Source organism: Burkholderia puraquae, assembly GCF_002099195.1.
In the GTDB taxonomy this organism is placed as follows: domain Bacteria; phylum Pseudomonadota; class Gammaproteobacteria; order Burkholderiales; family Burkholderiaceae; genus Burkholderia; species Burkholderia puraquae.
The window spans coordinates 350,100-370,394 of the sequence record NZ_NBYX01000004.1 but is presented as its reverse complement, the minus strand read 5'-3'; the positions used below and the strand labels follow the sequence as shown (position 1 = coordinate 370,394).

The 20,295-nt window shown below is 68.4% G+C and carries 17 protein-coding genes; 11 read left to right on the top strand and 6 right to left on the bottom strand.

All coding sequences use genetic code 11. The features are described from left to right. Positions 1 to 216: 216 nt before the first annotated feature. The 5 genes from B7G54_RS11085 to B7G54_RS11065 all read left to right on the top strand — a co-directional run bounded on the left by B7G54_RS11085 (position 217) and on the right by B7G54_RS11065 (position 3,848). Positions 217 to 1,599 carry a sigma-54 interaction domain-containing protein gene (locus B7G54_RS11085; RefSeq protein ID WP_085039134.1) on the top strand — a complete coding sequence of 461 codons (1,383 nt, stop codon included), beginning with the start codon at positions 217 to 219 and terminating at the stop codon, positions 1,597 to 1,599. 79 nt (positions 1,600 to 1,678) lie between these two features. Continuing rightward, on the top strand, positions 1,679 to 2,209 hold the full coding sequence (locus tag B7G54_RS11080) for a M949_RS01915 family surface polysaccharide biosynthesis protein (protein ID WP_085039133.1): 531 nt from the start codon (positions 1,679 to 1,681) through the stop codon (positions 2,207 to 2,209). A 163-nt stretch (positions 2,210 to 2,372) separates the two neighbouring features. Beyond that, on the top strand, positions 2,373 to 2,933 hold the full coding sequence (locus B7G54_RS11075; protein ID WP_085039132.1) for a DUF2975 domain-containing protein: 561 nt from the start codon (positions 2,373 to 2,375) through the stop codon (positions 2,931 to 2,933). Between the two features lie 8 nt (positions 2,934 to 2,941). Beyond that, complete coding sequence (locus tag B7G54_RS11070; protein ID WP_027787308.1) at positions 2,942 to 3,166, top strand: helix-turn-helix domain-containing protein; 225 nt, start codon at positions 2,942 to 2,944, stop codon at positions 3,164 to 3,166. Beyond that, complete coding sequence (locus B7G54_RS11065; protein WP_085039131.1) at positions 3,141 to 3,848, top strand: hypothetical protein; 708 nt, start codon at positions 3,141 to 3,143, stop codon at positions 3,846 to 3,848. The genes B7G54_RS11070 and B7G54_RS11065 overlap by 26 nt, the downstream gene beginning before the upstream one ends. A 57-nt stretch (positions 3,849 to 3,905) precedes the next feature. Here the strand turns inward: B7G54_RS11065 and B7G54_RS11060 are convergent, their stop codons facing one another. The 4 genes from B7G54_RS11060 to B7G54_RS11045 form a co-directional block, all read right to left on the bottom strand. Next, a complete protein-coding gene (locus tag B7G54_RS11060) occupies positions 3,906 to 4,934 on the bottom strand; it encodes a MerR family transcriptional regulator (protein ID WP_085039130.1) in 1,029 nt (342 codons plus the stop codon). 119 nt (positions 4,935 to 5,053) lie between these two features. After that, positions 5,054 to 6,628, bottom strand: coding sequence for an efflux transporter outer membrane subunit (locus B7G54_RS11055; RefSeq protein ID WP_085039129.1), 1,575 nt, complete (start codon positions 6,626 to 6,628; stop codon positions 5,054 to 5,056). Positions 6,629 to 6,630: 2 nt separating this feature from the next. Then, positions 6,631 to 9,780 (bottom strand): efflux RND transporter permease subunit, encoded by a 3,150-nt coding sequence (locus tag B7G54_RS11050; RefSeq protein ID WP_085039128.1) that lies wholly within the window; start codon positions 9,778 to 9,780, stop codon positions 6,631 to 6,633. After that, positions 9,777 to 10,886 carry an efflux RND transporter periplasmic adaptor subunit gene (locus B7G54_RS11045; protein ID WP_085039127.1) on the bottom strand — a complete coding sequence of 370 codons (1,110 nt, stop codon included), beginning with the start codon at positions 10,884 to 10,886 and terminating at the stop codon, positions 9,777 to 9,779. Before B7G54_RS11045 ends, B7G54_RS11050 begins: the two co-directional genes overlap by 4 nt. 186 nt (positions 10,887 to 11,072) lie before the next feature. On the opposite strand from B7G54_RS11045, the gene B7G54_RS11040 reads away from it, so the two are divergent. After that, positions 11,073 to 11,693, top strand: coding sequence for a TetR/AcrR family transcriptional regulator (locus tag B7G54_RS11040; RefSeq protein ID WP_085039126.1), 621 nt, complete (start codon positions 11,073 to 11,075; stop codon positions 11,691 to 11,693). Between the two features lie 51 nt (positions 11,694 to 11,744). Here the strand turns inward: B7G54_RS11040 and B7G54_RS11035 are convergent, their stop codons facing one another. Both B7G54_RS11035 and B7G54_RS11025 read right to left on the bottom strand, forming a co-directional pair. Next, entirely contained in the window at positions 11,745 to 13,478 is a 1,734-nt protein-coding gene (locus tag B7G54_RS11035; protein ID WP_208864956.1) for a ClcB-like voltage-gated chloride channel protein, read from the bottom strand. A gap of 103 nt (positions 13,479 to 13,581) precedes the next feature. Continuing rightward, entirely contained in the window at positions 13,582 to 14,649 is a 1,068-nt protein-coding gene (locus tag B7G54_RS11025; RefSeq protein WP_085039124.1) for a YeiH family protein, read from the bottom strand. 111 nt (positions 14,650 to 14,760) lie between these two features. On the opposite strand from B7G54_RS11025, the gene B7G54_RS11020 reads away from it, so the two are divergent. The 5 genes from B7G54_RS11020 (at position 14,761) to B7G54_RS11000 (ending at position 20,211) form a co-directional block, all read left to right on the top strand. After that, entirely contained in the window at positions 14,761 to 15,654 is an 894-nt protein-coding gene (locus B7G54_RS11020) for a LysR family transcriptional regulator (RefSeq protein WP_085039123.1), read from the top strand. 160 nt (positions 15,655 to 15,814) lie between these two features. Then, entirely contained in the window at positions 15,815 to 16,579 is a 765-nt protein-coding gene (locus tag B7G54_RS11015) for a sugar phosphate isomerase/epimerase family protein (RefSeq protein WP_085039122.1), read from the top strand. Positions 16,580 to 16,607: 28 nt separating this feature from the next. Next, a complete protein-coding gene (locus tag B7G54_RS11010; protein WP_085039207.1) occupies positions 16,608 to 17,600 on the top strand; it encodes a sugar kinase in 993 nt (330 codons plus the stop codon). A 359-nt stretch (positions 17,601 to 17,959) separates the two neighbouring features. After that, on the top strand, positions 17,960 to 19,240 hold the full coding sequence (locus B7G54_RS11005; protein ID WP_085039121.1) for an MFS transporter: 1,281 nt from the start codon (positions 17,960 to 17,962) through the stop codon (positions 19,238 to 19,240). A gap of 5 nt (positions 19,241 to 19,245) precedes the next feature. Next, positions 19,246 to 20,211 (top strand): 2-hydroxyacid dehydrogenase, encoded by a 966-nt coding sequence (locus B7G54_RS11000; protein ID WP_085039206.1) that lies wholly within the window; start codon positions 19,246 to 19,248, stop codon positions 20,209 to 20,211. Positions 20,212 to 20,295 lie beyond the last annotated feature (84 nt).

Sequence of the window (20,295 nt, the reverse complement as noted above, 5' to 3'; positions counted from 1 at the left end):
TCGGGATCGGTAACTCAAGAAGCGTGCCAGCCTGCACCACGGTACCGGCCGATCTGCCAGGGACTTGATTCGGCTCGGGTTTTCGGTGCGGCCGCGGCGATGGGCGGGCGTCGTCGGCATCCGGCCGCCGCTGCCGACTGCCACATCTGGCAGTGTCGTGGCAGAATTGGCAGTCTGCCTGGCAGTTCGTCAGGCCTCCCATCACCGAGCGTCCGCATGAATCCGCACGACACCATCCCGATCGTCCCCGCGCCGCGCCACGACGTCATGCCCGACGTGCGCGCGCTCGTCGCGTATCTCGAGCAGGACCCGCAGCCGATGATCGTCGTCGATCCCGACTACCGCATCCTCGCGGCGAACGATGCGTACCGGCGCCAGTTCGGCGTCGCGGGCGTCGAGCATGTGGGCCGGCACTGCTTCCAGGTTTCGCATCACTACGACGTGCCGTGCGACCAGGCCGGCGAGCATTGCCCGATGAAGCAGGCGCTCGAATCGCGCAGCCTGAACCGGGTGCTGCACATCCACCACACGCCGCGCGGCCCCGAGCATGTCGACGTCGAATTGCGGCCGATCTTCGATGCGCACGGCAACGTGATCGCCTATGTCGAGCGGCTGACGACGGTGCGCAGCGCGTCCGCGCAGCCCAGTGCGGAAGGGCTCGTCGGCGGCGCCGACGCGTTCAATGCGGCACTCGGCGCACTGCAGCGCGTCGCGCCTTCGATGCTGCCGGTGCTGCTGCTCGGCGAATCGGGCACCGGCAAGGAACTGTTCGCCCGCGCGCTGCACGAGGCGAGCGATCGCGCGATGGGGCCGTTCGTCGTCGTCGATTGCTCGGGGATCGCCGAGACGCTGTTCGAGAGCGAACTGTTCGGTTACGAGAAGGGTGCGTTCACGGGGGCCAACCAGCGCAAGCCGGGCCTCGTCGAGACCGCGCAGGGCGGCACGCTGTTTCTCGACGAGATCGGCGACGTGCCGCTGCCGATGCAGGTGAAGCTGCTGCGGCTGATCGAGTCGGGCACGTTCCGCCGCGTCGGCGGCGTCGAGGCGCTGCGCGCGGATTTCCGGCTGGTCGCGGCCACGCACAAGCCGCTGCGCGAGATGATCGACGATGGCCGGTTCCGGCAGGACCTCTACTACCGGATCAACGCTTTTCCGATTCCGTTGCCGGCGTTGCGCGACCGGCGCGGGGACGTCGCGCTGCTGGCCGAGTCGATCCTGCGGCGGATCGCGAACGCGCGCGCCAGCGCGGGCGATGCGGGCGCGCGGCCGTTCGTGCTGACCGAGCGCGCGCGTGCGTGTCTCGATGCGTATGCCTGGCCGGGCAATATCCGCGAGCTGCGCAACGTGCTCGAACGCGCATGCCTATTCGCGGACGACGGGACGATCCGGATCGAGCATCTGCCGGCCGAGCTGGTCGCCGCATCGGCGGCGCCGCAGGACCGTGCGGCCGATGCGCGCGGCGTGTCGGATGCGGAGCTCGTGCGCATCGCGCGCACGTTCGACGGCACGCGCAAGGCGCTCGCCGAGCAGGTCGGGATGAGCGAGCGGACGTTGTACCGGCGGATGAAGGCGCTCGGGCTCGGATCGCGCGAGCGCTGAACGGGCGCGCGGCGAGCGGCTGGCCGCGGCAGGCGGCATTGTCGATAATGGCGCGTTCGATCCAGCCTCCACCTCGCCGATGAAGAGACGTTTCCTTTCGCCATGCCTGTTTCTTGCAGCCGCTGCGCTGTGCAACCTGGCGCAAGCCGACGCCGAATACACATGGACCGATGCGGCCGGCGCGCATGCGGTGACGCTCGCGAGAACCGCGTCCGGCGATGACCTCGAACTCAAGGTTGCCGCGACGCTCGACGGCCGGCCCGACTGGACCGTGCGCGACTACGTGAAGGCCTGCCCGGTCGACGTGATCCTCGACGTCGTGCCCGGGTCGATCGAAATGCGCGACCTGCTCGGCAACGGCCGCAAGCAGTTCCTGTTCGCGTACAAGCTCGGCTGCCGCGGCGACGTCAGCGCCGACCAGGTCAAGTACTTCCTGATCGACCAGGGCACGAAGTACGTGCTGCGCGGCGAGGAAACCGTCACGGTCCACGGCAAGTTCATGGACGGCGGCGCGGCGCCCGTGCCGAATGCAGACCTGAAAGCCCAACCCGCGTTTCTGCGCTACATGACGAAGCATTGGCACGGGATCAGCGTGCGCGACTATCGATAGGCGCGCGCCCGGCCGTCGCGACGGTGCATGCGGCACGCGCCGATCGAGGTGAGTTGAACAAGCCGCACGATAAAAAATCATGACGGGACGACGATTAATTATCGTTTTACGATAATTTGTGACGTACAATCGACGCACGTTCATTCCCCGTCGAGGACTTCGCATGCATTCCGATCGCATCGCCCGTATCAGCCAGCAGATGGCCACCGTCACGCTGTGGTTCATCGTCGGCATGCTGGTGCTCAACGCCGCGTGCTGGGCGTTTCCGTCACTGAATGCGGCCTCCGGGCCCGGCCTCGTGTTCGGCCTCACCGATTCGGTGATCTCGAACCTGCGCGTGGACGTCGCCGCCTTCCCGTGGTGGCAGAAAGCCGTCGGCATCCTGCTGTCGAGCGTGCCGCTGCTTGCGCTCGCGAACGGCCTGCGCCATCTGCGCGCGCTGTTTCGCACCTACGCGCGCCGCGACTATTTCTCCGCGCAAGCGGCCGGCCATCTCGGCAAGACGGGCCGTGCGATCGGCCTGTGGGTGTTGCTGAGCCTGCTGTGCGAACCGCTGCTGAGCGTGTGGGCGACGCTGCGCGAACCGGTCGGCCATCGCGTGGTCAGCATCGGCTTCAGCCTGCCGTACGTGGTCGCGCTGTTCACCGCGGCCTGCATCGCGGTCATCGCGCATATCCTCCGGCAGGCGAGCGAACTCGATGCCGAACATCGGCAGTTCGTCTGAGGCGCGCCATGTCGATCGTGGTCAAGCTCGATGTGATGCTCGCGACGCGCAAGGTTCGCTCGAAGGATCTCGCGGCAGCCGTCGGCATCACCGAACAGAATCTGTCGCTGCTCAAGCAAGGGAAGGTCAAGGGCATCCGCTTCGCGACGCTCGAGGCCATCTGCCGCTATCTCGACTGCCAGCCCGGCGATCTGCTCGCGTTCAGCGATGACGGTGTCGGCGAGCCGGACTGACGCATCGCCATCGCGACGTGTCGAGACGGCGGGGTGCCGTCGGCCGCGCATCGTCGCGCTGGCCGTCGCAGTCTCCGTATCGATCCACCTGCTCGGATGGTTCGTGCTGCAACAGGCATCGACGGCTACCGGCCCGAACGCCGGGGCGCCGCCCCGGATCACGCTGCATGTCGAGCTGATTCCCGCGCGGCCCGCGCCCGGCACGCGCGCGCGTGACGCCGGGCGAACCGGCCCGGTCGCGGGTGAGGGCGGAGTCGAGGGCGCCGTGCGATCGACGAAACGATCCGCCGCGGTTGCAACGTCGCGCATGACGATGCGGCCGACTTCGGATGTGGCGAGCGTTACGCATCGGCAACGCGAGACCCCTGCCGGCGCAATCGCGAACCGGCTTGAAAATCATCCCGAGACCGCGTCAAGCCCCGACCTCGACTGGCGCCGCGATCTGGACGCAATCGGCTCGCGGCATGCGGCGGCGCGCAGTCCGGCGCAGGCGGCGGTCGGCGCATTGGGCGCGTCGTCCGGCGGCGTGGCTGCGAGCCGCGACACCGTCGACGCGAGGCTGGCCGACGGCATGTCGAACGCCCGTCGCGCCGACTGCCGGCACGCCTATTCGGGCGCGGGCCTGCTCGCATTGCCGATGCTCGCACTGGATGCGGTTCGCGACACCGGCTGCAAATGGTGAAACGGGCGGCATGCGGGAAACCCGCTTGCCGCCCGCACCTTCATGCGCTCGACCAGCTCAACGCGCAGGCGCAAGCTGCGCCATCGCCTCCCGCACGAAGCCGATCAGCGTGTCGTCGACCCACGAATCCTTCGTCAGTGCCGGCTCGTTCATCATCGCCTGGCGGAATTTCTCATGCGTGGCCGGATCGTTGCCGGCATAGCTGCAGAACAGCTCGAGCCAGCGCTGCGCGAGCGCGCGGCCTTCCGGCGAAGCGGGGCTTGCACCCGCGTCGATCGCGTCGCGCACGTCGCCCATCAATTGCGGCCATTCCATCGCGCGTTCGCCGTAGTGTGCCCGCATGAAGCGGATCTCGTCCGGCGCGAGATATTTCTCGAAGATCCGCATCTTGGTTTCGGAGGACGCGCGCAGCACGTAGTCGCGCAGCGCGGTCGAAATGCCGATCTTCGACTGCATCGCCGGTTCGTGTTCGTGCATCAGGTTCAGCTTCGCCAGCAGCCGCGGGTCGTTGTTCGTGTCGCGCACGAGCAGCGTCATCCAGCGGCCGGCGAGCGTGCGGGCGCGTTCGTCGTCGGCGGGCACGCCCGCGTCGTGCAGCGCGCGAACTTCGTCGACGAGTGCGATCCATTCGGCGTCGCCCGCCTGGCTCTTCTGGTACATCGGCAGGCGCGCGAGTTCTTCCTCGGAAAAATATTTGTCGTACACGGTCATCAACTCCAGTGTGGTGAGCCAATCGGCCAGCTCCGGCTCCGTGCCCGCGGCGAGCTGCGCATGCAGGCTCACGAGCCGCTCGCGCAGCTGCGTGGTTTGCGCGAGCTGACGGTCGAGCAGCGCGATCTGCTTCGCGACGAGATCGACGAGCGGGGTGCCGGGCTGGTTCAGGTGGTCGCCGATTTCGGCGAGCGACAGGCCGAAGCGACGCAGCGCCTGGATCTGGTGGAGCCGGGCGATGTCGTGGCGGTCGTACAGCCGGTAGCCGTTGTCGGCGCGCGCCGAAGGCGTCAGCAGACCGATCGCGTGATAGTGATGAAGCGTGCGGACGGTCAGCCCGCTGCGTTTCGCCAGTTCTCCCACTTTCAGTCGCATTCGTTCCTCCGTTCGGTACGCACACTGGAGTCTCGAACGTTACGCTACGTGAGGGTCAAGCGGAAGATCGGGAATCGGGTGCGCGGGGGATTCCGCACGCACCCGACGGCAGGGCCGGTTTATTGCGGCGAAGGCGGGGTGTCGGCGGTGGCGGCGCGCGCTTGCTGGCCGGTTGCGGCGTCGCCGGCCGCCTTGTTGGTCTTGCCGGACTGGCCGGACTGGCCGGCCTTGTCGACCGGCGGCGTGCCCATCGCCTGGTAAAGCCGCGCGGTGTCCGCGAACCGCGCGCCGGTCGCACGGATCTCGTCGAGCCGCGCGTTGCGATACTGCAGCTCGCTGGCGCGTGCGGCCGACGGCGGCAGCGCGCCGAGCCGCACGCGCGCCGCGGCGTCGTCGTACGCGCCACGCGCGGAAAGCGCGGCGCGGGACGACGCGTCGAGCGCTTCGGCATCGTGCTCGAGCGCCGCGAGCGAATCGGCGACATTCTGGAACGCGCCGAGCACGGCCTGCTTGTACTGGTCGACGGCGGCCTCGTAGGTCGCCTTTGCCGCGCGGCGCTGCGCGAGCAGCGCGCCACCGTGGAAGATCGGCTGGCTCAGCGACGCGCCGACGTTCCAGATCGCGCCGGCGCCCGACAGCATCGTCGGCCAGCTGAAGCCGCCTTGGCCCATCGCGGCCGACAGCGACAGCTGCGGGAACATCTGCGCGGTCGCGAGGCCCACTTCGGCCGCGGCCGCCTTCAGCCCCGCGTCGGCCGCCTGGATGTCCGGGCGGCTTTGCAACAGGTCCGACGGCACGACGACGGGCACCTGTTCGGGCAGGTGCAGATCGGCGAGCGTGAGGTCGGCCGGCGGCCGGTCGGGTGTGCGGCCGACCAGCACCGCGAGCGCATGGCGCGCCGAGTCGCGCTGCTGGCGCAGCGCGGGCAGGCTCGCCGCGAACGTGTCGGCGCTTTGCCGCGCGTTCAGCGCGTCGCTGCGCGATGCGGAGCCGAGCGCGTAGCGGCGCTCGGCATCGTGCGCCTGGTCGTTGGCGAGCGCGACGAGCCGCTCGGTCGTATTGATCTGTGCATTCAGCACCGACACCGTGATCGACGCGGTAACGATGTTCGCGGCCAGCGCGCGCCGCGCGGATTCGAGCTGGAACGCGCTGACGTCGACGCGTCGTGCCAGCGCGCGGTTCGCGAAACGCGCCGCGCCGAACAGGTCGATCGTGTAGCTCGCCTGCAGTTGCCCGACGAACGTGTCGTACAGCAGCGTCGGCGCGCCGAGCGCGGGAATCGGCACGCCGAGCGCACGCTGGCGCGTGGCCTGGCCGCCCGCGTCGATCGACGGCAGCATCGAGCTGCCGATCTGTCCGCGCAGCTGTTCGCGCGCGGCATCGAGCGAGTGCGATGCCGCGCCGAGCGTCGGACTGTTGCGCAGCCCTTCGTCGACGAGCGCGTTCAGCGCATCGGAACGGTACTGCTTCCACCAGTCGGGCACCGGCTGCGCACCGACCTCGAACTGCTGCGCGACGCCTTGCGCGGACACGGTCTGCTGGACTTGCGGCGTGGCGCCGTAGTGCGCGGGCGACGGCATCGAGGGCGGCTCGCCGCTCGGCGCGAACCAGGAACAGCCCGCGAGCGGGCCGGCGAGGCTCGCTACGGCGAGTGCCCGCACGGCTTTCGTTTTCAGGTTCATCGATCGATCCATGGTCAGGCTCCCGACGGCGCGGCCGGCGTGCTGCCGCCAGGCGGCGGGCCGTTCTGCGGGTCGCGTTCGTCGCGCTTCACGCGGAACCACGTCGCATACAGCGCGGGCAGGTAGAACAGCGTCAGCACGGTCGCGCTCGTGATGCCGCCCATCAGCGCGGTCGCCATCGGCCCGAAGAAGTTCGAGCGCAACAGCGGGATCAGCGCGAGCACGGCGGCCGCGGCCGTCAGCGTGATCGGGCGGAACCGCCGCACGGTCGCGCCGATGATCGCGTCGATACGCCGGTGGCCGACCGCGATGTCCTGTTCGATCTGGTCGACGAGGATCACCGAGTTGCGCATGATGATCCCGAACATCGCGATCACGCCGAGCATCGCGACGAAGCCGAACGGCTGGCCGAACAGCAGCAGCGTGGCGACCACGCCGATCAGCCCGAGCGGCGCGGTGAGCACGACCATCAGCACGCGCGAGAAGCTCTGCAGCTGGATCATCAGCAGCGTGAACACGGCGATCGCCATCAGCGGCATCTGCGCATTGATCGACTTCTGCGCCTTCGCGCTTTCCTCGACCGAGCCACCGATGTTGATCTGATAGCCGACCGGCAATTGCGCGCGCAATGCGTTCAGCTTCGCGTCGACCGCATGCGTGACGTCGATGCCCTGTGCGCCGGCGCGCACGTCCGACTGCACGGTAATGGTCGGCTGGCGGTCGCGCTCCCACACGACGCCGTATTCGAGCGTCGGCTTGAAGCGGCCGAGCGAGCCGAGCGGCACCGGGCCGTTCGGGGTCGGCAGCGCGAGGCCGGCCAGCTTGGCCGGATCGACGCGATCGGCCCGCGGCGCGCGCAGGTCGACGGCGATCAGCTTGTCGCGCTCGCGGTACTGCGTGACGGTCGTGCCGGACAGCGTCATCGCGAGGAAGCTCGACACGTCCTGCGACGTGACGTTCAGCTCGCGCGCCTTCTTCTGGTCGATCTCGAAGCGCACCGAGCGTTCGGCCGGTTCGTCCCAGTCGAACTGCACGTTGACCGTGCGCGCGTCGCCGCGCATCGTCGCGGCGACTTTCTCGGCGATCGAGCGGACCGTCGCGATGCTGTCGCCGCTTACGCGGAACTGCACCGGGTAGCCGACCGGCGGGCCGTTCTCGAGCCGCGACAGTCGCCAGCGCACGGCCGGGAACTGTTCGCGCAACGTGGTTTCGAGCCAGGTCGCGAGCTTCTCGCGGTCCTTCACCGATTTCGCGGTGATCACGAACTGCGCGAAGTTCGGCAGTTGAAGCTGCTGGTCGAGCGGCAGGTAGAAGCGCGGCGCGCCGCTGCCGACGAAGTTCACCGAATGATCGATCTCGGGGCGCTTGTCGATCACTTTCTCGAGGCGTTCGGTCTCGCGCAGCGTCGCCGCGAACGATGCGCCTTCGGGCAGCCGCAGGTCGACCAGCAGCTCGGGCCGGTCGGAGCTCGGGAAGAACTGCTGCGGCACCTGCGTGAAGCCCATCAGCGCCACGACGAACAGCGCGCCCGTGATCAGCAGCACGACGAAACGCCGCTCGATGCACCAGTCGATCCAGCCGCGCAGCCGCCGGTAGAAGCGCGTGTCGTAGATGTCGTGCTCGTGGTCGTCGGGCAGGTGCGCCTCGTGCGCTTGCCGCTTGCGCTCGGGCAGCAGGTGGAAGCCGAGCAGCGGGATCAGCACGACCGCCGCGAACCACGACGCGATCAGCGCGATCGCCGACACTTCGAAGATCGAGCGCGTGTATTCGCCGGTGCTCGATTTCGCGAGCGCGATCGGCAGGAAGCCCGACACGGTGACGAGCGTGCCGGTCAGCATCGGGAACGCGGTGCTCGTATAGGCGAACGCGGCGGCGCGTGCGCGGGTGTAACCCTGTTCGAGCTTCACGGCCATCATCTCGACCGCGATGATCGCATCGTCGACGAGCAGCCCGAGCGCGAGCACCAGCGTGCCGAGCGACACCTTGTGCAGCCCGATGTCGAACAGGTACATGAAGAGGGCGGTGACCGCGAGCACGACGGGAATCGAGATCACGACCACCATCCCGGTGCGCAGGCCCAGCGACACGAGGCTCACGACCAGCACGATCGCGACGGCTTCGGCGACGGCTTCGAGAAAATCGTCGACCGAATGCTCGACCGCGTGCGGCATGCTCGACACGAGGGTCAGCTTGAGGCCGGCCGGCAGTTGCGCCTGGAGGTCCTTCGATTCGGCGTCGAGCGCCTTGCCGAGCCGGATTACGTCACCGCCCGGCTGCATCGTGACGCCGATGCCGAGCACGGCCCGGCCGGCCGTGCGCATCTGCGTGACGGCCGGATCGTCGTAGCCGCGCTTCACCGTCGCGAGATCGCCGAGCCGGAACGTGCGGCCGTTGATGCGGATCAGCGTGTCGGCGATCGCGTTGACGTTGTCGAACTGGCCGCTCGGCCGCACGAACACGCGATCGTCGGCGGTCGTCAGCACGCCGGCCGACGAGATGTCGTTCTGCGCGTTGATCGCCTGGCCGAGCTGTTGCGGCGAGATGCCGAGGCGCGTGAGCTGCGCGTTGTTGACCTCGATGAAGATCCGCTGGTCGGGGTCGCCGAAATAATCGACCTTGCCGACGCCCGGCACGCGCAGCAGCACGGTGCGTAGCTGGTCGGCGTAATCGTGGAGCTGCGCGGGCGTGAAGCCGTCGCCTTCGAGCGTCCAGATGTTGGTGTAGACGTCGCCGAATTCGTCGTTGAAGAACGGGCCCTGCACGCCGGGCGGCAGCGTATAGCCGATGTCGCCGACCTTCTTGCGGATCTGGTACCAGGTCTGGGGCACGTCCTTCACGGGCGCCGAATCCTTCATCGTGAAGAAGATCAGCGATTCGCCGGGGCGCGAATAGCTGCGCAGGAAGTCGACGGCCGGCGTTTCCTGCAGCTTGCGGCCGATGCGGTCGGTCACTTGCTCCTGCACCTGCCGCGCGGTCGCGCCGGGCCAGAGCGTGCGGATCACCATCACGCGGAACGTGAACGGCGGGTCTTCGGACTGCGCGAGGCGCGTGTACGCGAGGATGCCCGCGAGCGTCGCGAGCGCGATCAGGTAGACGACCAGCGCCTGGTGGCGCAGCGCCCACGCCGACAGGTTGAAGCGGCCTTCTTCGTAGGAAACGCTCACGATGCGACGTCCTCCGCATGCAGCGGCGCGATCGCGCGTACCTTCTCGCCCGCGCTGACCGTGTGCACGCCCTGCAGCACGACGCGTTCACCGGGCTGCAGCCCGTGCGACACCGTCACCGTGCGCTCGTTGAAGCGCGCGACGTCGACGCGGCGCAGCTCGAGCGTGTCGTCCTTCGCGCGCACGACCCACACGGCCGGTTGCTGGCCGTCGTGGAACAGTGCGGTCGCGGGCAGCGTGATCGACTGCGCGTCGCCGGCGGCCGGTGCGCCGTCGAACGCGACGCTGGCCGTCATGCCGAGCCGGATCGCCGGATCGGGGGTGGCGAGCGTGAGCTTCACGCGATACGTGCGGCTTTGCGGATCGGCGGCCGGCGCGATTTCGCGCACCTTGGCGGCGAACTGGCGGCCCGGCAGCGACGGCAGCGTGACGGTCGCCGCATGGCCGGGCGCGAGCGCCGCGAGCGCGGCCTCGGGCACGTCGCTGACGACGTCGACGTCGCCGGACCACGCGAGCTGGTAGACGGGCTGGCCGGCCGACACGTTCTGGCCGGTGTCGGCCTGTTCGGCGGTGATGTAGCCGGCATGATCGGCGACGAGCGTCGCGTAGCGGAGCTGGTTCTTCGCGAGCGCGAGCTGTTGCTGCGCCTGGTCGCGCTGCGCGAGCGCCGACGTGTAGCTGTTCTCGGTCTGCTCGAGCTGCGTGGTGGCGATCAGGTTTTCGCGCGCCTGCGCGCGATCGCGGTCGAGTTGCTGCTTCGCGAACGCGAGGCTGTGCGTCGCGGCATCGAATTGCGCCTGCGCGCTCGCGGCGTTCTTCTCGACGTCGGACGGATCGAGCAGCGCGACGACCTGGCCGACCTTGACCGTATCGCCGAGGCGCACCTTGCGCTCGATGATCTTGCCGGCGATGCGGAACGACAGCGGGGTGGCGTAGCGCGGCTGGATTTCGCCGGGGAGCGTGCGTGCGACCGCGGCGCCGTCGGCACGGGCGGGCAGTGCGACGACGGGGCGCGGCGCGGGCGGCGCGGATTCCTTCGGATGACAGGCGGCGAGGACGAGCGCGACGCCGATCAGCAGCGCGGCGCGGGAACCGGAGCGATTCACGAAACCCCCAGATGAGGTGAGAGCGAGAGCGGAACGAAGCCGGCAAGCGCGGCGGGCGCTTGCCCCGAGCGGCGCCGGCACGGGCGTGCGGGCACCATCTTTCAGAAACTGTGGCGAATTCTAATACACACCTGTATCTGAATGCAAAGATGAATCTGAAAGGTAAAGGGTGCTAGACTGCGCGCCATGAAACCACAGCGCTTAACTCGCGAGCAGAGCAGGGACCAGACGCGCGAACGTCTGCTGAATGCCGCGCACCGGATTTTTATGGAGAAAGGCTATGTGGCCGCGAGCGTCGAGGACGTCGCGGCGGCGGCCGGCTATACGCGCGGGGCGTTCTATTCGAATTTCAGCAGCAAGTCCGACCTGCTGCTGGAGTTGCTGGAGCGCGACCACGCGGAGGTGCAGGCCGACTTCCAGGCGATCTTCGACGGGGGCGGGTCGCGCGAGCAGATGGAGTCGATGGCGCTCGCGTATTACCGGACGCTGTTTCAGGACGACGAATATTCGCTGCTGTGGGGCGAGGCGAAGCTGCAGGCCGCGCGCGACGCGAAATTCCGCGTGCGCTTCAACCAGTTCCTGCACGGCAAGCGTCTGCAGATGGCCGAGTTCATCCGGCGCTTCGCCGAGCGCGCGGGTACGCCGCTGCTGCTGCCGGCGGAGACGCTTGCGTTCGGGCTGATGTGTCTGTGCGACGGCGTGCAGTCGTACTACACGGCCGATCCGCAGCACGTGTCGGCCGAGGCGGCCGAATCGGTGCTCGCGGGGTTCTTCGCACGCGTCGTGCTCGGGCGCGCGCCAGACTGAGCGGGCCTTGGCCGCGCGTCGCACCCGCGCCGCGGGCGGCGAACCGCCCGGTCAGCGCTCGCCGGTCATCCGCCGGTACGCATCGAGCAGCGACGTCTTGTAGACGACCCCTGCGAGCGTCGGCTCGGCCTCGCTTTCGATCACTGGCAGGCGTTCGCCCTGGAACGCCATGAAGCGTTCGAGCGCGGTGGCGAGCGGCATGTCGGGCGTGAGGAGCGGAAACGGCGTGTGCGCGTAGTGCGCGGCCGTCTTGTCGGTCGTGTCGCGCTTGTCGAGCAGGTCCGACGTGATGTCCTTCAGCGCGACCGCGCCGCGAAAGCGCCCGGCGTCGTCGGTCACGTACAGGTACTTCACCGGATATTCGAGAAACACGCGCGTCATGTCGGCGACGCTCGCCGTGAGCGGCACGACCGTCTGCGCGGGCTGGATCAGCTCGCGCATCTGCGTGGTGCGCAGCCGCATCCGCTCCTGCGCGTCCTGGTGGTGGTGCTGCGTGATCTCGTACATCGACGTCGTGCCCGTCGCGCGTGCGACGAAATACGCGAACACGCACGACACCAGCAGCGGCAGCACGACCTGATAGCTCAGCGTCATCTCGAAGATCATCAGGATCGCCATCAGCGGCGCCTGCGTGGCGCCTGCCATGAACGCCCCCATCCCGACGATCGCGTATGCGAAGTATGCCGACGTATGGCCCGGCCACAGCGCTTCCATCGCGAGCCCGAACAGCGAGCCGAACACCGCGCCGACGAACAGCGTCGGCGTGAATACGCCGCCGATCGCGCCGGAGCCGGCGGTCGCGGCCGTTGCGATCACCTTGAACACGAGCACCGCGATGAGCGCCTGCCAGGTCCACGGCGAATGGAGGATGTGGTTCACGACGCTGTAGCCGTTGCCCCACACGTCCGGAATCCAGATGGAGATCACGCCGACGACGAGGCCGCCGATCGCGAGCCGCACGGGCAGCGGCACGGGCAGCCGCTTGAACTGGTTCTTCGACGCATCGAGCAGGTGCAGGAACTGCGGTGCGAGCACGCCGCACAGCGCGCCGAGCACGACGAACAGCAGCACCTCGGGGCCGGTGACGGCCGGAAACACCGGCATCTCGTACGGCGGCCGGTAGCCGGCGAATTCGCGCATCACGATGTTCGCGACGACCGATGCGACGACCATCGGCCCGAAGCTTTCCATCGCGATCGTGCCGAGTACGATCTCCGACACGAAGAACGCACCGGCGATCGGCGCGTTGTACGCGGACGTGATGCCGGCGGCCGCCCCGCAGGCGACCAGCAGGCGCAGGCGCGGCGGGTCGAAGTGCACGAAGCGGCCGACGAGCGACGCGGCGAGCGCCGCGAGCTGCACCATCGGGCCTTCGCGGCCGATCGAGCCGCCGCTGCCGATCGTCAGCAGCGACGACACGCTGCGCCACAGGCTCTGGCGTACCGGCACGACGCCGTTGCCGAGCGCGACCGATTCCATGTAGTCGGTCTTGGCGGCCTGCTTGTCGCCGCGCGTGGCGAGCAGCAGCACGCAGCCGGCGAGGAAGCCGCCCGCGGCCGGCATCCAGAACCGCACGTACCACGGCAGGCGTTTCGCCATCTGCACGAAGCTGCCGCTTTGCCCGGAGATCAGGTGCTGCATCAGGTCGATGCCTTCGCGGAACGCCATCGTGGCAAAGGCGCCGCCGACGCCGACGATGGCCGACCAGATCAGCATCGTATGGGCGTCCGACAGGCGGAACAGCGTTTGGGCGCGAGTGCGCAGCTTCAGCAGGAACGAGAGCACGGCTGAAAGAGGGCGATGGAAAACGACGCGAAGCATAGCACTGCGCCGCGCCCGCGGGACCATCCCGTCGGGCGCGGCGCGCGAAGTGTCACGGGCGGGCAACTCAGCCAAGCCAGTGCTGCACGGCCCAGGTGATCCCGTAGCCGCCGGCGATCAGCCACACGTACAGGATCAGGCCGGTCATCAGCGCACGGGGGCCGGCTGCGCGGATCTGGGCCACGCGGGTTTCGATGCCGAGCGCGGTCATCGCCATCGTCAGCGCGAAGGTGTCGAGCACGTTCAGCGTGTGCGTGACGTCGGCGGGCAGCACGTTCAGCGAGTTGACGATCACGAAGCCGAGGAACCCGAGCGCGAACCAGGGCACGGCCACCTTGCGCTTGCCTTGCGCGCCGCCGGCGCGGGTGCGCGCCGAGCGGGCCAGCCACCAGCCGAGCGCCAGCAGCACCGGGACCAGCAGCATCACGCGGGTCATCTTGACGATCGTCGCGATGTGCGCGACCTGCGGGCTGATGTCGCTCGCCGCGCCGACCACCTGCGCGACCTCGTGGATCGTGCCGCCGAAGAAGAGGCCGAGGCCGGCCGGATCGAGGTTCAACAGCCCGGCGTGATATGCGATCGGGTACAGGAACATCGACAGCGTGCCGAACAGCACGACGCTGCCCACGGCCATCGCACTCTGGTGCGGCTTCGACTGCAGCGTCGATTCGAACGCGAGCACGGCGGCCGCGCCGCAGATCGCGCTGCCGGCGGCGGTCAGCAGCGCGGAATCGCGGTCGAGCTTCATGATCTTCATGCCGGCCCAGGTGCCGATCACGAGCGTGCTGACGACGACCAGCACCGACACCGTCAGCCCCGGCAGCCCGACCTGCGCGATTTCCTGCAGGCTCACGCGCAACCCGAAGAACGCGACCGCGATGCGCAGCAGCTTGCGCGCGGAGAAATTGACGCCGGCCGCCCAACTGGCCGGCATGCCGTCGCGCAGCGCGTTGCCATACAGCGCACCGGCGACGATGCCGACGATCAGCGGCGACAGGCCGAGCCCCGCGATCGCGGGAAGCTGGGACAGGCTCGTGACGGCGGCGGCGAACAGCGCGACGAACAGCACGCCGTTCAACTGGCCGCGCATCGACGGTGCGGCGGGGCTCAGGTGGGGACTCGGGGCAGTGGACATGGAAGCACGTGATGGAGCGTGTTGCGATGCTGTAATCCTAATTTCGTTATATCGATATGAAAAATTGTGATTTGTGACGTAAGCTATCCGGAAATCCGATAATTTATCCCCATGACCCCGGATCAACTGATAACGTTCGCCGCCGTCGCCGAGCACCTGAACATCAGCCACGCCGCCGTGGTGCTGCATCTGTCGCAGCCGGCCGTGTCGGGCCAGTTGCGGCTGCTGCAGGACGAATTCGGCGAGCCGCTGTACCAGCGCGAGGGCCGCGGCATCCGCCTGACCCCGGTCGGCGAACAGCTCGCACAGTATGCGAAGGCGCAGCGCGACACCTACGCGCAGGCGCGTGCGTTTCGTGACGCGGTGCGCGGCCTCGAGGCCGGCACGCTGCGCATCGGCGCGAGCACGACGCCCGCGAGCTACCTGTTGCCGTACCTGATCGCGGCGTTCCAGCCGCGCGCGCCGCGCGTGGCAATCCAGACGATGAGCGGCAACACGGCCGACGTGGTCGCGGCGCTGCCGTCGCTCGATATCGCGATGATCGAAGGGCCGCCGGGCGAGGCGTTGCCGCCGGGCACCGCGGTGCATGCGTGGCGCGAGGACGAGATCGTGGCGATCGTGCCGTCCGGGCACCCGCTGGCGGCGCCCGAATACGCGTCGGGGGTCACGCTCGGCGCGCTGGCGGCTCATCCGCTCGTGCTTCGTGAAGCAGGTTCCGCCGTGCGCCAACTCGTCGAGCGCGCGTTCGCGCAAGGCGCGGCGCCGATGCGCGTCGCATTCGAGATCGCGGGCGTCGAGGCCGTCAAGGAAGCCGTGCGCGCCGGGATGGGCGTCGGGTTCGTGTCCGCGATGTCGCTGCGTCACGAAGATGCCGCGCTCGTCCTGCGGTCGCTCGCGCCCGCGCCGCTGACGCGTCACTTCTCCATCCTCGTGCCGCACGGCGGCGCGCCGTCGCGGGTCGCGGCACAATTCCTCGAGATGAGTCTCACGCACGACATCGCCTGAGCGGCCGAACCCGGCCCGGGAACGCGCGATGCATGCCGTCAGGCCTGCGTTTGCGCCATGCCCCGTCTTAGGGATTTCCTCTATGGCGTGGGTCCGAGGCGAAGCGCACCATCCGTCTCAAGCAAATGGAACCGGTTCCATTCCGGTGAAAAAGGGCAAAATGACAGACATCGTGATCGTGGCGAGCGCATTCGGGATGGACCGCGTGCGTCAGGAGGGCCACAGCGCATTCGTCGCGACCGCGGCGGCATCCGGTGCGACCGGTTTCGAAGTGCGGCGTGAACTGTTCGCGTCGGAAGAGGACGCGGTGCCCGGTGCGCTGGCCGCGCTCGGCGCGCAACTGACCAGCCACGGACTGTGGTCGGTCTATTCGACGCCGGCCAACCTGTACACGGAAACGGGCGCGCTCGATGCAGACGCATTGCGCAGCGCGCTCGCGGAAGCCGACGCGCTCGGCGCGCGCTTCGTGAAATTCCAGCTCGGCGGCTTCGCCGGCGACGCGCACGCGGCCGACATCGTCGCGCTGTCGCGCGGCGCGCGGGCCCGCGTGGTGGTCGAGAACGGCCAGCTTCCGGTGGGCGGCGCGCTCGCGCAGTTCCGCGGGCTGTTCGATGCACTGGCCGCGGCGGGCATGCCCGATGCGCTCGGGATGACCTTCGACATCGGCAACTGGCAGTGGCCGGGCGAGGCGCCGCTTGACTGCGCGCAAGTGCTCGCGCCGCATGTGGAATACATTCATTGCAAGGCAGTCGCGGGCGAGGGCGCGCGCCGTTTCGCCGCCGCGCCGGCGCCGAACGACCCGCTCGTGACCGGCGTGCTCGCGGTGCTGCCGCAGCAGGCGCCGCGCGGCATCGAATTTCCGTTCGACGCGGCCGACCTGGCGGGCGATGCATGCCGGCGCGTCGCGTGGCTCGCAACCGCGTGACGGCGGCAGGATCCTGGAGAGTTCATTCATGAAAGCAGCACTCGATGTCGTGACCTACGGCGAAGCGATGGCGATGTTCGTCGCGACCGAGCCCGGCCATCTCGCGCGCGCAACGCAATTCACGAAGCGGGTCGCAGGTGCCGACCTGAACGTCGCGATCGGCCTGTCGAGGCTCGGCTTCCGGGTCGGCTGGATGAGCCGCGTCGGCCGCGATTCGTTCGGCGGCTATGTGCTCGACACGCTGGCGCGCGAAGGTATCGACGCGTCGTGCGTGTCCGTCGATCCGCGTTTCCCGACCGGTTTCCAGCTGAAGTCGCGCAACGACGACGGCAGCGACCCGACCGTCGAATATTTCCGCAAGGGCTCGGCCGCGAGCCACCTGTCGTGCGACGACTACGTGGCCGACTACGTGCTCGGCGCGCGCCACCTGCACCTGACGGGCGTCGCGCCGGCGATTTCCGCGACGTCGTGCGAGCTTGCGTTCAAGCTGGCGCGCGAAATGCGCGCGGCCGGCAAGACGATCTCGTTCGACCCGAACCTGCGCCCGACGCTGTGGCCGTCCGCCGACGTGATGGCGAAGACGCTGAACGCGCTCGCGTCGCTCGCCGACTGGGTGCTGCCGGGCATCGCCGAAGGGCGGCAACTGACCGGGCACGACACGCCGGCGGACATCGCGGGCTTCTATCTTGCGCAGGGCGCGCGCGGCGTCGTGATCAAGCTCGGTGCCGAAGGCGCGTATTACCGGACGGCCGACGGCCGTGACGGGACGGTGACGGGCGAGCGCGTGCAGAACGTCGTCGACACGGTCGGCGCCGGCGACGGCTTCGCGGTGGGCGTGGTCAGCGCACTGCTGGAGGGCAAGACGATCGAGCAGGCCGTGGCGCGTGGCAACCGGATCGGCGCGCTCGCGATCCAGGTGATCGGCGACTCGGAAGGGCTGCCGACCCGCGCCGCGCTTGATCGGTTCGAAAACGTCAGCAATCGCGCCGATCGCTTAGAGGAAACCTTCACCGCGCAATGAGAGGCCGGACACGGCACAATCCGCGGACTCATTTCGTCGTGCATGCGCACGGCAAGGTACAGGACCGGGACGGGCGCCGAGGCGTTTGTTCGGGTCGATTGCGGAGCATCGGGCCGGAGTAAGCGCTGAGGCGCGAATTCTGATCGACCGCGAAGCATGGGATCAGAGTAAGCACTGAAGCGCTAACTCTGATCGACCGCGAAGCATGGGACGCAAGTAAGTGTTGAAGCGCTAACTTGCGTCGACCGCGAAGCATGGGATCAGAGTAAGCGCTGAAGCGCTAACTCTGATCGACCGCGAAGCATGGGACGCAAGTAAGCGCTGAAGCGCTAACTTGCGTCGACACAGGAGACATTCTGATGGCCAATACTCTCGCTGCCCGCCGCTGGTGGACGATCATGCCGATCGTCTTCATCACATACAGCCTCGCCTACCTCGACCGCGCGAACTACGGGTTCGCGGCCGCGGCCGGCATCAACCAGGACCTCGGGATCAGCAAGGGCCTGTCGTCGCTGATCGGCGCGCTGTTCTTCCTCGGCTACTTCTTCTTCCAGATCCCCGGCGCGATCTATGCGGAACGCCGCAGCGTGAAGAAGCTCGTGTTCGTCAGCCTCATCCTGTGGGGAGCCTGCGCGGCGCTCACGGGCGTGGTCAGCAACATCCCGTCGCTGATGGCGATCCGCTTCGTGCTCGGCATCGTCGAGGCAGCCGTGATGCCGGCGATGCTGATCTACATCAGCAACTGGTTCACGAAGAACGAACGCTCGCGCGCGAACACGTTCCTGATCCTCGGCAACCCGGTCACCGTGCTGTGGATGTCGATCGTGTCCGGCTATCTCGTGCACGAATTCGGCTGGCGCCACATGTTCATCGCCGAAGGCGTGCCGGCCGTGCTCTGGGCCGTGTGCTGGTGGTTCCTCGTGCAGGACAAGCCGGCCGATTCGCCGTGGCTCAGCGCGCAGGAAAAGCGCGACCTCGACGCCGCGCTCGCGGCCGAGCAGGCAGCAATCAAACCCGTGCGCAACTATGGCGAGGCGTTCCGCTCGCCGGCCGTGATCAAGCTGTGCGCACAGTATTTCTGCTGGAGCATCGGCGTGTACGGCTTCGTGCTGTGGCTGCCGTCGATCGTCAAGAACGGCTCCGACCTCGGGATGGTCGCGACCGGCTGGCTGTCCGCGCTCCCGTATCTCGCCGCGACGATCGCGATGCTCGCCGCATCGTGGGCGTCCGACAAGGTCGGTTCGCGCCGCGGTTTCGTGTGGCCGTTCCTGCTGATCGGCGCGGCCGCGTTCGCCGCATCGTACGCACTCGGCTCGTCGCATTTCTGGATCTCGTATGCGCTGCTGGTCGTGGCGGGCGCCGCGATGTACGCGCCGTACGGCCCGTTCTTCGCGATCGTGCCGGAACTGCTGCCGAAGAACGTCGCCGGCGGCGCGATGGCGCTGATCAACAGCATGGGCGCGCTCGGCTCGTTCGTCGGCTCGTACTTCGTCGGCTACCTGAACGGGGCGACCGGCTCGCCCGTCGCGTCGTACGCATTCATGAGTGCCGCGCTCGTCGCCGCGGTGATCCTCACGCTGTCCGTCAAACCCCAGGCGCGCGATACGCATCCGCTCGCGACGCCGCTGCAAGGAAAATGAATCTGATGAAGCCCCGTATCGTCGCGTACAAGCCGCTGCCCGATGACGTCCTCGCGTACCTGCGCGAGCATGCGGACGTCGTGCAGGCCGACGGCGCCGCAGCCCTCGCCGATGCGCTCGGCGACGCGGACGGCGCGATCGGCGCGAGCCTGAAGGTCACGCCGCAGATGCTCGACCGCGCACCGCGGCTGAAGGCGTGGTCGACGATCTCGGTCGGCTACGACAACTTCGACGTCGCGGATCTCACGCAGCGCGGGATCGTGCTCACGCATACACCGGACGTGCTGACCGAGTCGACCGCCGATACGGTGTTCTCGCTGATCCTCGCGTCTGCGCGACGCGTGGTCGAGCTGGCCGAGTGGGTGAAGGCCGGCCACTGGCATCACAGTATCGGCCCCGACCTGTACGGCACCGACGTGCAGGGCAAGACGCTCGGCATCGTCGGGCTCGGGCGGATCGGCGGCGCGGTCGCGCGCCGCGCGGCGCTCGGATTCCGGATGCAGGTGTTGTACGCGAATCGCTCCGCGCATGCGGAAGCCGAGACGCAGTACGGCGCGCGGCGCGTGACGCTCGACGAGTTGCTCGCGCAGTCGGATTTCGTGTGCCTGCAGGTGCCGCTGTCGCCGGAAACACGCCACCTGATCGGCGCGGACGAATTCGCGAAGATGAAGCGCAGCGCGATCCTGATCAACGCATCGCGCGGGCAGGTGGTCGACGAAGCCGCGCTGGTCGATGCGCTGCGCGCGGGCACGATCCGTGGCGCGGGGCTCGATGTGTTCGAGAAGGAGCCGCTGCCGGCGGATTCGCCGCTGCTGCAGATGAAGAATGTCGTCGCACTGCCGCATATCGGCTCGGCGACGCACGAGACGCGCCACGCGATGGCGCGTTGCGCCGCGGAAAACCTGGTCGGCGCGCTGGCCGGCACGCTGCGCACGAATCTCGTCAATCCGGATGCGCTCGCGCGCGCCTGAGCCGCAGAGGGGGGAGCGGGCCGACCATCGGCCGATGTCCGGCCAACGGGGTGCCGGCTTCGTTAGAGTCGATGGTCTTGGTGC